Origin of the sequence: Nonomuraea sp. B19D2 (assembly GCF_040137845.1) — a bacterium.
In the GTDB taxonomy this organism is placed as follows: Bacteria; Actinomycetota; Actinomycetes; order Streptosporangiales; family Streptosporangiaceae; genus Nonomuraea.
This window is the reverse complement of record NZ_JBEFAK010000030.1, coordinates 115182-129020: the sequence shown is the minus strand read 5'-3', so window position 1 is coordinate 129020 and position 13839 is coordinate 115182. Positions and strand designations below refer to the sequence as shown.

At 71.3% G+C, this 13839-nt stretch carries 13 protein-coding genes; 2 read left to right on the top strand and 11 right to left on the bottom strand.

Going from position 1 to position 13839, the window contains the following annotated elements; translation table 11 throughout:
• The 7 genes from ABN273_RS40045 to ABN273_RS40015 all read right to left on the bottom strand — a co-directional run.
• The coding region (locus tag ABN273_RS40045) for a CoA-binding protein (RefSeq protein WP_349454526.1) at nucleotides 1-1279 on the bottom strand (1279 nt) is incomplete at its 3' end.
• The gene (locus ABN273_RS40040) at nucleotides 1276-2835 is read right to left on the bottom strand and encodes an FAD-dependent monooxygenase (RefSeq protein ID WP_349454524.1); all 1560 of its coding nucleotides are present in this window, start codon (nucleotides 2833-2835) and stop codon (nucleotides 1276-1278) included. The genes ABN273_RS40040 and ABN273_RS40045, both read right to left, overlap by 4 nt.
• A complete protein-coding gene (locus tag ABN273_RS40035) occupies nucleotides 2835-3647 on the bottom strand; it encodes a fumarylacetoacetate hydrolase family protein (RefSeq protein ID WP_349454522.1) in 813 nt (270 codons plus the stop codon). The genes ABN273_RS40040 and ABN273_RS40035 overlap by 1 nt, the downstream gene beginning before the upstream one ends.
• Nucleotides 3644-4729 carry a cupin domain-containing protein gene (locus tag ABN273_RS40030; protein WP_349454521.1) on the bottom strand — a complete coding sequence of 362 codons (1086 nt, stop codon included), beginning with the start codon at nucleotides 4727-4729 and terminating at the stop codon, nucleotides 3644-3646. Before ABN273_RS40030 ends, ABN273_RS40035 begins: the two co-directional genes overlap by 4 nt.
• Before the next feature lie 87 nt (nucleotides 4730-4816).
• The gene (locus tag ABN273_RS40025; protein ID WP_349454519.1) at nucleotides 4817-6157 is read right to left on the bottom strand and encodes an MFS transporter; all 1341 of its coding nucleotides are present in this window, start codon (nucleotides 6155-6157) and stop codon (nucleotides 4817-4819) included.
• A 124-nt stretch (nucleotides 6158-6281) separates the two neighbouring features.
• On the bottom strand, nucleotides 6282-7106 hold the full coding sequence (locus ABN273_RS40020; protein WP_349454517.1) for a PaaX family transcriptional regulator: 825 nt from the start codon (nucleotides 7104-7106) through the stop codon (nucleotides 6282-6284).
• 275 nt (nucleotides 7107-7381) lie between these two features.
• Nucleotides 7382-8074, bottom strand: coding sequence for a tannase/feruloyl esterase family alpha/beta hydrolase (locus tag ABN273_RS40015; protein WP_349454516.1), 693 nt, complete (start codon nucleotides 8072-8074; stop codon nucleotides 7382-7384).
• 187 nt (nucleotides 8075-8261) lie between these two features.
• Here ABN273_RS40015 and ABN273_RS40010 point away from each other — a divergent pair, with 187 nt between their 5' ends.
• Entirely contained in the window at nucleotides 8262-8876 is a 615-nt protein-coding gene (locus ABN273_RS40010) for a helix-turn-helix domain-containing protein (RefSeq protein WP_349454515.1), read from the top strand.
• 81 nt (nucleotides 8877-8957) lie between these two features.
• Here ABN273_RS40010 and ABN273_RS40005 read toward each other — a convergent pair whose 3' ends face one another.
• On the bottom strand, nucleotides 8958-10268 hold the full coding sequence (locus tag ABN273_RS40005; RefSeq protein WP_349454514.1) for an MFS transporter: 1311 nt from the start codon (nucleotides 10266-10268) through the stop codon (nucleotides 8958-8960).
• A 137-nt stretch (nucleotides 10269-10405) separates the two neighbouring features.
• Complete coding sequence (locus tag ABN273_RS40000) at nucleotides 10406-10978, bottom strand: helix-turn-helix domain-containing protein (RefSeq protein WP_349454513.1); 573 nt, start codon at nucleotides 10976-10978, stop codon at nucleotides 10406-10408.
• 121 nt (nucleotides 10979-11099) lie between these two features.
• Here ABN273_RS40000 and ABN273_RS39995 point away from each other — a divergent pair, with 121 nt between their 5' ends.
• Nucleotides 11100-11882 (top strand): IclR family transcriptional regulator, encoded by a 783-nt coding sequence (locus ABN273_RS39995; protein ID WP_349454512.1) that lies wholly within the window; start codon nucleotides 11100-11102, stop codon nucleotides 11880-11882.
• 5 nt (nucleotides 11883-11887) lie between these two features.
• Here ABN273_RS39995 and ABN273_RS39990 read toward each other — a convergent pair whose 3' ends face one another.
• Together ABN273_RS39990 and ABN273_RS39985 are read right to left on the bottom strand one after the other, a co-directional pair.
• Complete coding sequence (locus ABN273_RS39990; RefSeq protein ID WP_349454511.1) at nucleotides 11888-12247, bottom strand: hypothetical protein; 360 nt, start codon at nucleotides 12245-12247, stop codon at nucleotides 11888-11890.
• A 1-nt stretch (nucleotide 12248) separates the two neighbouring features.
• Complete coding sequence (locus tag ABN273_RS39985; RefSeq protein WP_349454510.1) at nucleotides 12249-13835, bottom strand: acyl-CoA synthetase; 1587 nt, start codon at nucleotides 13833-13835, stop codon at nucleotides 12249-12251.
• Nucleotides 13836-13839 lie beyond the last annotated feature (4 nt).

Below are 13839 nucleotides of genomic sequence, written 5' to 3'. Positions count from 1 at the left end.
GTTTCCGGACGACCTCCTCGCCGGTCCCGCCGAGACCCAGCACCATCGGAGTGCCGTGGGCGCGGCCCTCCTTGACGGCGGCGGCGATGTCGACGGCGTCGGGCTCGTGCAGCGTGTACGCGGCGATCACGTCCACGCCCGGATCCGCGCCGACCGCGGCGAAGACGCGGCCGAGCTCCGCGCCGGGACGCCCGGTGTCGACCGGGTTGGCCTGGTAGGTCAGCGGCGGCAGCAGCTCGGCCAGCGTGTCCTGCGTGGCGGTGGTGAGCTCGGGGACGTCCGCCCGGCGGCCGCGCAGGTCGTCCAGGAGCAGCAGGCCGGGACCGGCTTGCGCGGTCACCACGCCGACCCCCGCGGCCCTGCGGGGCCGCATGCGGGTGACGGCGAGTGCGCCGACGGCGTCGACCAGCTCGCGCTCGTCGTCCACCAGTACGGCGCCCGCCTGGGCGAGGGCGGCCCTGGTGATGCGCCACGACGTCGCCAGCGCGCCGGTGTGGGAGGCGGCGAAGGCGCCGACGTCGTTGCGGCCGACGACGAGAGCGACGACGGGGCGGCGTTCGGCGAGCCGGCGCACGCTGTCGACCAGGCGGGGGCCGTCGGCCACCGATTCGAGGTGCAGCGCGACGGCGCCGGTGGCGGGGTCGTCGGCGAGATGGCCGAGGATGTCGGGGGCGCTGAGGTCGACGGCGTTGCCCAGCCCCACGGCCAGGCTGACGCCGTGCCCGGCCTCGGTCAGCAGGAACGCCAGGGCGTGGTTGACGCCGCCGCTGGCGGCGACGACGCTCACCTTGCCGGGCCGTATCTGGGCGGCGCCGGGCACGAAGGTGGCGGTGAGGCCGCAGTGCGGGGCCAGGAAGCCGCTCGTGTTGGGGCCGAGCAGCCGGATGCCGGTCCGGGAGACGATGTCGGCGAGAGCACGCTGGTGGGCCGCGCCGGCCTCCCCCGTCTCGGCGAATCCGCCCGAGTAGATCACGGCGGCGCGGACCCCCGCGGCGGCGGCCTCGGCCAGGGCGCCGGGGCATGCGGGGGCGGGCACGCAGATCATCGCCACGTCGATCGGGCCGTCGGCGGCGGCTTGGGCGATCGAGCCGTACATGCCGTCGTCGCGGCCGTTCACCAGCGCCAGGTGTCCCCCGGCGGCGGCGAAGCCGGACAGCGAGCGCGCCAGCGTCGCCCCGAGCTTGTGCGGATGGCGGGATGCCCCGATGACGGCGATGCCGCGGGGCGCGAACAGTGCTGACAGGTCCCCCGAGATCGCTGTGGTGACGGTGTCGCTCACGCAGCGACCCCCACCAGGTCGGCGCGGCCGGACAGCACGATCGTGTGGGCGCGGTCGCGGTCGAGTGCCGGTTCGATCGACAGCGCGGGCAGCCGGTGCCGCAGGCGGGCCTGTTCGCACACCAGGGTGCGGGTCAGTGGCGTGCCGCCGGCCACGGCGACCAGTACCGGCCGCTCGCCGGTTGCCACGAGGTCGGCGAGGCGGGCGTAGACCTCCGGCAGCTCTGCCTCGGAGTCCGGCGCGTCCAGGAGCAGGCCCCACGCCTCCCGCGCCGGAGTGGCCGACAGCGGCAGGTCGTCCACGGCTGCCGGCGTGCCGCCGGCATCGGTGACGACATCGACGAGCCGGCTCGCGGCCTGCCAGCCGCCGCTCTCGAACGGCGTGCGCAGCGGCTCGGCGCCGTGGATCTCGACCCACCTGTGCAGGCTGGCCTGGGTGAACTCGGGGGCGCGGCGGGCCAGCCGCGCGTCGGTGATGCTGCGTGACAGGAAGTGGTAGGCGAACTGCCAGGGCTCGAAGGCGTCGTAGTAGCGGCCGAAGTGCTCCCACCATGACAGGCTCGGCCGTGCGGCGTCCTGGACCTGCCGGACGGACGGCTGGGCGGCCGACTCGTAGGCCGCGAGCGCGGCAGGCAGGTCGCCGCCGTGCTCGGACAGCGCACGTGCCAGCGCCACCGCGTCCTCCATCGCCATCTTCGTCCCCGAGCCGACCGAGAAGTGCGCGGTGTGCGCGGCGTCGCCGAGCAGCACGACCGGTCGTGGCGTCAGGGTATGCCAGCGTTTGGTGCGGCGCGTACGGAAGCTTCCCCAGCGGGAGTTGTTGGTGAGCAGCCGCTTCCCGTCGATCTGGCCGGCGAACAGCTCCTCCAGGTACGCCTTGGAGCGCAGGTCGCTCGGGCCGGGCGGCTGCGTGACGTCGAACGCGTCGAGCCCCGCCCGCCGCCACGAAGCCTCGTCGGTCTCCACGATGAACGTGGACATGTCCGCCGAGATCGGGTAGCCGTGCACGGCGAAGACGCCGTGCGGGCCGCGCTCGTGCAGGAACGTGAGCCCGTCGAAGAGGTAGTCCGTGCCGAACCAGATGAACTTCGCGCCGGCGGTCTCGACCTCGCTGCCGAAGCCGAGCCGGTCCCGGATCTGCGAGCCGGTGCCGTCGGCGGCCACGACCAGGTCGTAGCCGGTCAGCTCGTCGAGGGTCACCTCGGTGGCGAAGCGCAGGTCGGCGCCGAGCCGGCGGGCGCGGTCCTGCAGCAGCGCGAGCAGCGTGCGCCGGACGATGGCGGCCATGCCGTTCCCGCCGCACCGGACGCGCTCCCCCTTGAGCCGGACCTCGATGTCGTCCCAGTGCCGGCCGTGCTCGTCGAGCGCCTCCCGCAGCACAGGGTCGGCCTCGTGGATCCCGGCCAGCGTACGGTCGGAGAAGACGACGCCGAAGCCGAAGGTGTCGTCTGCGCGGTTGCGCTCGAACACGGTGACCTCGGCCGCCGGGTGGAGCCGCCTGATCATGGTGGCGAAGAACAGCCCTCCCGGGCCGCCCCCCGCGACAGCGATGCGCATCAGCTCCCCCCGACCATCGTGTTGCGCAGTTCGCCGACGCCCTCGACGCGCGTGACCAGCTCCGATCCCTGGCGCAGGTAGCGCGGGGGCTTGCGGGCGTGGCCGACGCCGCCGGGCGTGCCGGTGGCGATGATGTCGCCGGGGGCGAGGGTGATGATCTGTGAGATGTACGCGACCAGCTCGGCGGGATTGAAGACGAGGTCACCGGTGTCCGCCTGCTGCACGAGATCGCCGTCGACCTCGCAGGAGATCTCGCCGGGGCCGGCGTCGGTCACCAGCCACGGCCCGACCGGGGTGCTGCGCTCGAACGTCTTGCCCTGGAGCCACTGCACCGAGCGGTACTGGAAGTCCCGGGCGGTGATGTCATTGATCACGGTGTAGCCGGCGATCGCCGCGGCGGCCCGTTCCGGCGTGGCGTGCCGCACCTCGGCACCGACGACGACACCGAGCTCCGCCTCCCAGTCGACCTGCTCCGAGCCGCTGGGCAGCTCGACCGGGTCGAAGGCGCCGACGAGCGCACGCGCGAACTTGGCGAACAGCGCCGGATACGCGGGCAGCTCGCGGCCCATCTCCAGGATGTGGGTGCGGTAGTTCAGCCCGACGCAGATGACCTTCTCCGGGCTCGGGATCAGGGGGGCGTAGTCGAGCCCGTCCAGGCTGTGGCGCGGCCCGTCGGCCTGCTCGGCCGCCGCCTTCCAGCCTGGCCGCGCCAGCCACGCGCCGAGGTCGGCGGCGCCCAGCTCGACGGCGCCGTCGTCGTCGACGCGGACCGCGGCGGTGCCGTCGTGGGTGCGGATGGTGGCCAGCTTCACTGTGGCAGTTCCTCTCGGTGAACGCGGGAGAGGCCGAGAGCCTCGAAGACAGGGTCGTCGCCGAAGCGGAAGGCGTCCAGGCCGGTCTCGGTGGCCAGGGACAGCGCGGCCCAGGACGGGACGGCGAACAGGTCTCCCTTGCCGACCTCGTAGTGCTCGTCGCCGACCCGGACCAGACCGGAGCCCTCGAAGACCTGCCAGACCGAGGAACCGGCCGTGCGGGTGACGGCGGTGCGGGCGCCGGCCCGCAGCCGATGCATCTCGCAGCGGATGGTGGACAGGCAGTCCCCGGCGGTGGCCGGGTTGGTGAAGCGGACGACGGCGTGACCGGGCTCCACGACGCCGGGGTGGCCCTCCTCTTCCAGCTCCAGCTGGGCCGCCAGGGCGGCGTCGGTGTGCTCCCAGCGGTAGGCCATGAGCGGGGACGCCTTGGGCGGCGGCGCCCCGACCGGGGTCAGGCCGGGGTGTGCCCAGAGCCGCTCGTTGCGGGAGGCGGCAGGCGTCTCGCGGGTGCCCAGCTCGTCGGGACCGAACTCGAAGAACCCGGCGTCGAGCTGGCGGACGAGCGGGATGTCCAGCCCGTCGATCCAGGCCATCGGATGGTCGGTGGTGTTGTGGTGCTCGTGGAAGTGCATGCCCGGCGTGAGCAGGAGGTCTCCGCGGCGCATGGCCACCGGGTCGCCCTCGACGTTGGTCCACACGCCCTCGCCGTCGACCACGAACCGGAACGCGGTCTGTGTGTGGCGGTGCGCGGGCGCCTCCTCGCGCGGGCCGAGGTACTGGATCGCCGCCCACAGGGTGGGCGTGGCATACGGGGTGCCGGGCAGGCCCGGGTTGGCCAGCGCGATCGCGCGGCGCTCGCCGCCCCGCCCCACGGGGACGAGCTCACCGGCCCGCTCGGCCAGGGGCAGCAGGGTCGACCAGCGCCACAACATCGGCACCGCGTCCGGCTGCGGCGTGACCGGCATCAAGCCGCCGATCTGCGTCCACAACGGCGTCATGTGCGCCGCGGCGAAAGCCTTGTAGAGCTCCTGCAGCTGGGCTTGCTCCTCCGCCGTGATCTCAGGGGGCTGAGGGTTCATGCGATGGTCCTCCCGATCGTCCTATCGCCACGTTACAACAAATTACAAACGGCCGTCTATGAAATGAAATATGTAGAGAGGCCGCCCTCACACCGTCTCGGGCTGATCGACGCCGGCCGCTTTCCGGCCGGCACGCACCCGCGGCACCGCCGCGATGAAGATCGCGCCCAGCAACGCCGGCAGCACGAACACGTAGAAGTTCCATTCCGTGCCGAGACCCGACCCCAGGATCCAGCCGCCGAGCAGCGGGCCGAGGATCGCACCCAGCCTTCCGACGCCGAGGGACCAGCCGAGGGCCGTCGCGCGTGCGGACGACGGGTAGTGCGTGGCGACGTAGCCGTTGACGAGGATCTGCGTGCCGACACTGCCCAGCCCGGCCACCGCGACGCACGCCATGAGGACGGCCGTGTCCAGGTGGAGGCTCAGCAGATACAGGCACAGGGTCGCGGCGAGGAAGGCGCAGGCGGTGACGATCTTCGAGCCGAAACGGTCGGCGAGGAAGGACACCATGATGGTGCCGACGATCGCGCCCAGGTTGAGCACGAGGAGGAACTGCAGCGAGGAGCCCAGCGGGTAGCCGGCCTGGCGCATGATCTGCGGCAGCCAGGTGTTGAGACCGTAGACCAGGAGCAGGCCGCAGAAACTGGCCGCGCCGAAGAGCAGGGTGGCCGCCAGGACATCGCGCCGGAAGAGCACGGCGATCGAGCGGGTGCGCGTCGCCCGCTCCTGCGGGGTCCGCGCGGCCTCGCCTTCGGCGATCTCGTCGAGGACGAGCCCGTAGCGGGAGGCCAGCGCCTCGGCCTCGGCGCGGCGGCCCCGGGCGAGCAGGAACCCGGCCGACTCAGGAAGGTAGCGGAGGGCGAGCGGCAGGACCAGGACGATCGGGGCGGCGCCGATCCAGAACATCAGCCGCCAGCCGTGCTCGGCCAGCAGCATCAGCCCGAGCAGCGCCGCCAGGATGCCGCCGACCGAGTAGCCCGAGTACATCAGGGCGTTGTACAGGTTGCGCCGGTGTCGTGGCGCGTACTCGATGGTGAGCGCGATGGCGGTGGGCACGACCCCGCCGAGGCCGAGCCCGGCCACGAACCGGAACAGACCCAGCAGTTCCGGTGAGGGCGCGAGGGCGCACAGGACCATGGCGATCGAGAACCAGGCGACGCTGGCGATCACGATCTTGCGGCGGCCGACGATGTCGGTGATCACGCCCGCGGCCAGGGCGCCGATGAGCATGCCCATGAGCGCGTAGCTGCCGATGGCGCCGGCCTGCGCGGGGGTGAGGTTCCATGACGGCTCGGCGAGCAGGCTCGGCACCACGGAGCCGTAGACGATCAGGTCGTAGCCGTCAAAGACGATCGAGGCGAAGCAGATGGCGACGACGGGGAGGCTGTTCCCACGGGGGGCGGACGGGCGTTGGGCGGTGGCGTCCATGGTCACTCCACAGAGCGAGATCCGAAAGAGCCCGGCATGCGGCCGGGCAGGTGCCGCCGACGCTACACATTCATCAAACGACCGTCAATAATTTGTCACTAAACTTTCGAAGGCAGTTGGCACGTCAGGCCTGTGCGGACGTCTTGTTCAAGGGGCCGATGCCCAAGGAGGCGCAGAACCCCTCGGCTTCAGGGGCGAGCCGCTCGTGCAGGTCGAGGAAGAGGTCGTGTACGTCACGACCGACCCATCCCGCCGGCACCAGCTCCAACGGCAGGTCAGGGTCGTCGAAGGGCAGCATGCGGTAGTCGTGGACGAGACGGGTGCGCTCGACCAGGGCGTCCCGCCCGCGTGGCGGGGCCGAGTCGAAACGGGCCAGCAGCGCCCGATAGGAGTCACGCTTGGCGAGCAGGGCGCGGTGGAGCTCCTTCAGGTCCCAGCACCTGCCCGCCATGTCGATGTCGCTGGCGGCGCCCATCGACCGGCTGATCAGCAGGTCGAGCCGGACGGAGAGCTCCTCGGCCAGCCCTTCCGCCACCTCCTGCAGCCGCTCGTGCGGAGAGACCCAGGCGGACGGCGCCAGCGGCCCGAACCCGAGCCATCTGAGCTTCTTGCGGACCCGCTCCCGGGCCGCGCGATCGGTCTCGGGAACGTGGTAGATGACGACGCGCCACTGCCGGTCCCAGGGCTCCCGCTCGCGCTGGAAGATGCGCTTGCGGCCCTCGTCGAGCAGGCGCCAGCTCTTGTCGGTCAGCCGGTAGACGGTGGTTCGCCCCCGCTTCTCGGTGTCGAACCACCCCTCCTTGCGCAGCCGCGTCATCACCACCCGGGTCGTCGCCTCGGGAACGTCGAAGCCGGCCAGCAGATCGGTCAGAGTCTGCAACGGGGCCGCGCCGCCGTCATAGCGCAAGTAGTCACCGTAGAGATCGAATACGATCGACCGAGGCTTCACGCGGCTTGCCCCCACTCATCGCAGCTTGAAACGTCAAACAGATTAGCACTCTTCAAGCTCACGAGTGATATACATGGAAACCCACTTCAGTCGCCCTTATGGCGACCCGATGTTCCAGATCCTCGACGGCCGTCGATGCATGCCGCAGCCCAGTGGGGCATGATCTCCAGGGGCTCGTCCAGCGCGATTCGGTCACACTGACCCGATCGGATGAACGGCGTCCTCACCTCATCTCCCTGACCGTCAGGGAGGCGGCGTCGAGGTCGTCGGGGACCTTAACGTTCCACCCAGGCCTGCAGAGCGTCCAGCACCTGCTCGCGGGCCGGACCGTTACCGGCGAGGGCGGGGTCGGTGTGCGCGACGCCGGGGAAGTAGAAGGTGCGTACGAACGACCGTGTCCGCTTCACGCCGTACCGGTCGAAGAGGCGCTGCTGGTAGTTGTAGGAGCCGAACGGCACGATCAGCGGGTCGTTGGTGCCGTGGTAGAAGATCACCTTGGCGCCGCTGCGCTGAACGCGGGACAGGTCGGTGCTGTCGGTCGCGGCGCTGTCGCGGAACTTGCGGTAGGAGAGCTCGACGGCCTCCTCGAAGTTCGCCATGGTGAGCTTCGCGCGCCAGTCGAAGGCCGCGTCCTGGTACAGCCAGTAGCGCAGGTACGTTTCGATCATCGGGCTCATGGCGTTGCCACCCGGCAGAAGCGTGTGGAAGCTCGTTCCTCTGGTGATGCCGCCCCACAGACGGCCGCCGCGGCGATTGCGAGGGCCGTCCCAGATCAGGTTGACGGCCTTCGCCTCTGCCGCCGACAGGCCGTCCACCTTGGAGGCGTCGAACTGGCAGCGGCGCGGCTCGGCGATGGTTCGGTCCACGACGCCGTCGTCACCGTCACAGGCGGCGACGGCGGCCGCGTTCGCCGCGTCGCTCTTCTCCTCCGGGAGCCCGGCTGATCCCAGCAGCTGGTTGACCACCACGGGCCTACCGGCCTGCCGGTACGCGGTACGGCTTCTCGTTCGTTCATCGCCGGCCTCTCTTCACGGTGACGAGGTGCGGTCATTCCAGCGCTCAGCGGGGGGTGAGGGGAGGCCGTGTGCCGCTCTGCGGCACGGGCACAAGATCGCGGGTATGCCGTGAGTGGCGCGTTACACCTACAGTGGTGCCGTGTCGTCGGGAAACGCCGTTGTGGCGCGCAATATGCGCCTGCTCAGAGAGCAGCGAGGCATGTCACTGGCCGAGCTGGCCAGGCAGGCGGGGCTGGCCAAACAGACCCTGTCCACGATCGAGCAGGGGGTGGGCAACCCGACGGTGGACACGCTGTTCTCCATCGCGGACGCGCTCGGCGTGCCGGTCACCCGGCTGGTGGCCGAGCGCGAGCAGGTGATGGTGGTCCAGCGCCGCGACGAGGTGGTGTGGCAGCGGCACGGCGGTTATGAGTCCCGCTCACTCGACCACATCTACGGCTCCGGCGTGATCGAGAACTATCTGCTGCGCATCGCGCCCGCGGCCGGCGACGGCCCGGCCGAGCCATCCGCTCCCCATCCGGTGGGCACGCTGGAGCACCTGTACGTCATCAGCGGCCGCGTACGGGTGGGCCCGGTCGACTCCGCGGTGGAGCTGGGCACCGGCGACTTCGTGCGCTATCCGGGCGACCGTCCCCACATGTACGAGTCGCTGGACGGCGAGAGCGTGGTGCACGTCGTGGTCAGCGTCCCGCGTGTGCAGCCGGGCACCGGGGCCATGCGGGTGTCCCGCACCCATGGTGAGCGCGCCCTCTGAGCCGCCGGTGCGCCGGGCCCGTGACCGGCACCGCCACGCAGACCGGCCCCAGGGTCGTCTCCTCCCTGCCGAACGACACCGTCAGGACGAGAACTCCTGCTCACGGGTCTCGGGCAGGACGAGCACGCAGACGAGGCTCACCAGGCAGAGTGTGCCCGCGTAGACGCCGAGCACCAAGGGCGAGGCCCACTGCGTGTTCAGCCAGGTGGCGACGACCGGCGCGAAGCCTCCGCCCAGGGTGTTGGCCAGGATGAAGGTGGTCGAGGCCCCGGTGTAGCGCAGCCGGGCGGGAAACAGTTCCGGCAGGAACGCGGCGATCGGCGCGAAGCTCAGCGTGAACAGCAGCAGCCCGACGGCGAGCGCACCCGTGATCAGCAGGCCGTTCCCGGTCTGCAGGGAGCCGAACATGGGCAGTGCCCACAGCACGCAGCCGATGAGACCGGTCAGCATCACCGGACGCCGGCCCATCCGGTCGGCCAGGCGGGCGAAGGGCACGGTGGCCAGCGCACCGGCGGTCGCGGCGACGCTGGCGGCGGCGAGCATCGTGTTCTGCGGGATGCCGAGCGCTGCGGGGCCGTACTGCAGGCTGTAGACGGTGGTCAGGTAGTAGACGGACGAACCGCCGATCGCCGCGCCGACGCCGAGGAACAGCCGGCCGGGGTGCTCCTTGAGCAGCGTGCCGAGCGGGAAGCGGGCGGCGGCCTGGCGCGGCGTGGTGGCGAAGACCGGCGACTCCTCCACCCGGCTGCGCACCCAGATGCCGATGACGATGAGCACGGCGCTGAGCAGGAACGGGATGCGCCACGCTCCGGCGGCGAAGCCATCACGTCCGGCGATGGCCAGGGTGGGCAGGATCACCGCGCTGGACAGCAGGAAGCCCAGCGGCGGACCGGCCTGCGGGATGGAGGCGTACATCGCCCGCCGCCGAGGAGGTGCGTGCTCGGCCGCGAGCAGCACCGCGCCGCCCCACTCGCCGCCCATGCTCACGCCCTGGAGCAGGCGGAGCGCCACCAGGAGCACCGGCGCCAGCAGCCCGGCACCGGCGTAGGTCGGCAGCAGGCCGACGCCGACCGTCGCCGCGCCCATCAGCAGCAGCGAGATGACCAGCGCGGGCTTGCGGCCCAGCCGGTCCCCGATGGTGCCGAACAGCACCACGCCGATGGGCCTGGCCAGGAACGCGCCGGCGAAGGTGAGGAAGGCGGCCAGGGTCTGCGCCGCCGGGGTTCCGGTCGGGAAGAAGGCGGGGCCCAGCACCAGGGCGGCGGCGGTGCCATAGACGGCGAAGTCGTAGTACTCGATGGTGGTGCCGATGAGGCTGGCGGCGGCGACGCGCGAGACGCTGCGGCTTGGCGCGCCCGCGGCTGTCCCGGTTGGTACGGCGGTCTCGGACATGGAAGAACTCCTCCGCTGAGGACTGGGGGTACAAGAGCATGGAAAGCCCGCCGGAGGCGGAGGGCACGCTCCTGTGCCGCACAGCGGCACGTCACCGCAAGCTTGACCGGCGGTCAGGCCCTGCTTGCTGCTCGAGGTCAGCGCGCGGGCGGTCCGAACTGCCCGGCCTGCGGGATCGTCATGACGACGTGGGCGAGCATCCGGTCGGACAGGCAGGTGTGCCGGTAGGGGATGTCGCCGGGGAAGCGGACGAAGTCGCCGCTCGTGAGGTCCACCTGCTCTTCGAGCGGGCCGGTCCGCAACGCGCCGGCGATGACGTACAGGTGGATGAGGGTGCCGAGCGAGTGGCCGGGGAAGGAGCGCACACAGCCCTGCTCGTCCAAGGTCAGGAGGCTCGTGTGCACGTAGCCGGAGCCGTAGACCTGGTCGAGGACGCGCTCGCCCAGGCCGTCCTGTCGCTGCCAGGTCCCGGCGGCGTCGCGCTGAACGTAGACGGCGCTCCCCCACTCGGTCAGCAGGCGCCTGGGCGAGACGTCGAGCGCGTTGCCCAGCGCGGACAACGTTTCCACCGTGGGGTTGCCGATTCCCTGCTCGACCTTGGAGAGCGTCTGTTTGGACAGTCCCGAGCGGCGTGACAGCTCGCCGAGCGACAGGCCGCGTTCCCGCCGGAATCTGCGTACGTTGCGCGCGACCAGCTCGTTGTAGTCCACCACGACTCCCGTCAGTTATAAATGACTCTTCGTCCATCTTGACAGACGTAGATCGGCTCTTGCATCCTGTCCACTGCAAGCGTCCGAATCGTCACTCTTAAGTGACAGAAGGAGGTCAACCATGGGTACGGCCGCCATCCGCGATGACCGCGCTGCCATCGACAAGGCGGTCAGTCTCCTGATCTCGTTCGGCGACCAGGCCGGAACCGGGCTCGGCGTCAGCGAACTGGCCCGCCGCGCCGAGCTGAGCAAGAGCACCGCGTTCCGCGTGCTCGGCATGCTGGAGCGCAACGGCGTCGTGGAGAAGATCGCGGGCAAGTACCGGCTGGGTCAGCGGCTGCACGAGCTCGGCCGGCACGTCTACGTGCCCGACCACGACCGCATCCGCGACCTGCTCATCCCCTTCCTCACCGACCTGTACGAGCTGACGCGTGAGACCGTGCATCTCGCCGCCCTGCACGCCACCGACGTGGTCTACCTGTCCAAGCTCTACGGCCACCGCCAGGTCCGCTCACCCTCGCGCATCGGCGGCCGGGTCCCCGCCCACTGCACCGCGGTCGGCAAGGTGCTGCTGGCCTACGACCATGACGCCCTGGAGCGCGTGCTCGCCTCCGACCTGCGGGCGTTCACGCCGCACACCATCACCGACCCCGGCAGGCTGGCGGCCTCGATCGCCGAGGTCCGCCGCACCGGGGTCGCCTTCGACGACGAGGAGTCGACCGTCGGACTGTGCTGCATCGCCGTCCCCGTCATGGGCCGGGGCGGCAAGGCCGTGGCCGCGATGTCGGTTTCGGGGCCCACCGGCCGTCTGGACACCCGGGCGCAGGCGCCGGCGCTGCGACGGGTGAGCGCCGCGGCGGCACTGGCGCTGGCGCGCGGCCACCGCCTGCGCGCCAGCGCGTGACCCGATCAGCTCCCCGGCACGTGGTCGAGGTCCATGTCGGTCCTGGTCACCCAGTCGGGCTCGTGCACCAGCAGGCTGAGCTGCTCGCCGGGCAGGTCGACGTCGACGACGTAGCGGAACCCGGCGGACTCCGCCGCCGCCACCCGGCCGAGGTCGCCTTCCGGCACCGCGCACACCAGACGGCGGCAACGGGGATCGGCCGTGATCACGGCGTCGGCGATGTCCCGGAGCAGCCGGGTCATCGCCTGTCCCGTGCAGGCCGGAGAGACCATGATCTCCACGTCGTGCGCGCCCGCCGGGTACGCCTCGCGCAGGCGGCCGGTCGCGCACCGCGCCAACCGGACGCCGTCGATCATCGGCAACATCTCAGCCCTCCTCGTCCGCCAGGCGGCGGATGACGACCTTGTCCAGCTTGCCGGAGGCGTTCCTGGGCACCTGCTGGACGATCTTCAGTTTGCGGGGCAGCTTGTAGCGGGCAAGCTGAGTGGCGGCGTACTCGCGGACGTCGTCGAGGGTGACCGTCGTCCCCTCAGCCAGGGACACCACGGCCACGACCGTCTCGCCCCACTGCTCGTCGGGGCTGCCGACGACCGCGACGTCCACGACGCCGGGCATGGCGGCCAGGGCCCGTTCGACCTCGGCCGGGTAGACGTTCTCCCCGCCGCTGATGATCATGTCTTTGAGCCGGTCGACGATGAACAGGCAGCCGTCCTCGTCCAGGTAGCCGACGTCGCCGGAGTGGAACCAGCCCTCCTCGTCGAACGCGGCCGCGGTCGCCTCGGGGTTCTCCCAGTAGCCGGGGGTGACGTTGGGGCCGCGCACCACGATCTCACCGGCTTCGCCGGGCTTGAGCGGCTGGTTGGTCATCGAGTCCACGACGCGGACCTGCGTGTAGGGCATGGGGATGCCGGCGGAGCCGAGCTTGCGCAGGGTGTGCTCGGCGGGCAGGTGGGTGGCGAACGGCGCGGTCTCGGTGAGCCCCCACGCCTGCTGCAGCAGGATGCCGTGGGAGGCGTACAGCTCGATCAGGGACGCCGGCACGGGCGCGCCCGCCACGACGATGGAGCGCAGGTGAGACAGGTCGGCGTCGAAGGCGCCGGGCACGCGGCTCAGGGCGGCGAGCATGGCGGGCACGGCGAACATCGAGTTGACCCGGTAGGTGACCAGGTCGTCGAGGAACCGGACCGGATCGAACGAGCGGCGCACCAGCACTGTGCCGCCGCGCACCAGCGTCCGCAGCACGAAGCTGTTGAGCGCGCCGATGTGGAAGAGCGGGGCGGCGGCGTACGTCACGTCCCCTCTGCGGGTGTCGAGCATGGTGTCCACGTTGACCGAGTTCCACCAGGCGTTGCCGTAGGTCAGGACCACGCCCTTGGGCAGGCCGGTGGTGCCCGAGGTGAACATCAGGATCGCCGGGTCGTCGAAGGTCTTCGCGGCCACCGACGGGAACGGCTGGGCCGCGGCGATCAGGCCGGACCACGGTTCCCAGCCCGCGGCGCCCTCGGTGGCCGGCACCTCCGGGTCGTCGTCCACCAGGAGGAAGCGGGTGAGCGGGGTCGCCGCGCGCACGTGCTCCGCGCCCGCCCGATGTCCTTCCTCGCAGACGAGCACGGCGGCGCCGCTGCGCTGCAGCACGCTCTGCAGCTCCGGTTCGGCGAGCCGGAAGTTGACGGGGACGAAGACGGCGCCCAGCCGGAACGAGGCCAGCATCGTCAGCAGGAAGGACACGCTGTTGAGTCCCAGGTAGGCGACCCGGTCGCCGTCGCGGACGCCGCCCTCGGCGAGTACCGTCGCCAGCCGCGCCGCCTTCAGGTCGAGCTGGGTGTAGGTGAGGTCGCCGCCCGCGTAGCGGACGACGGCGGCCTCGCCGAAGTGGCGGGCGTTGCGCGCGACCGCGGCGGCGGGGTTGACGTCGACGTTGAAGCCCGAGTTCGGGGGGTGAGGGTGAGTCATCGGT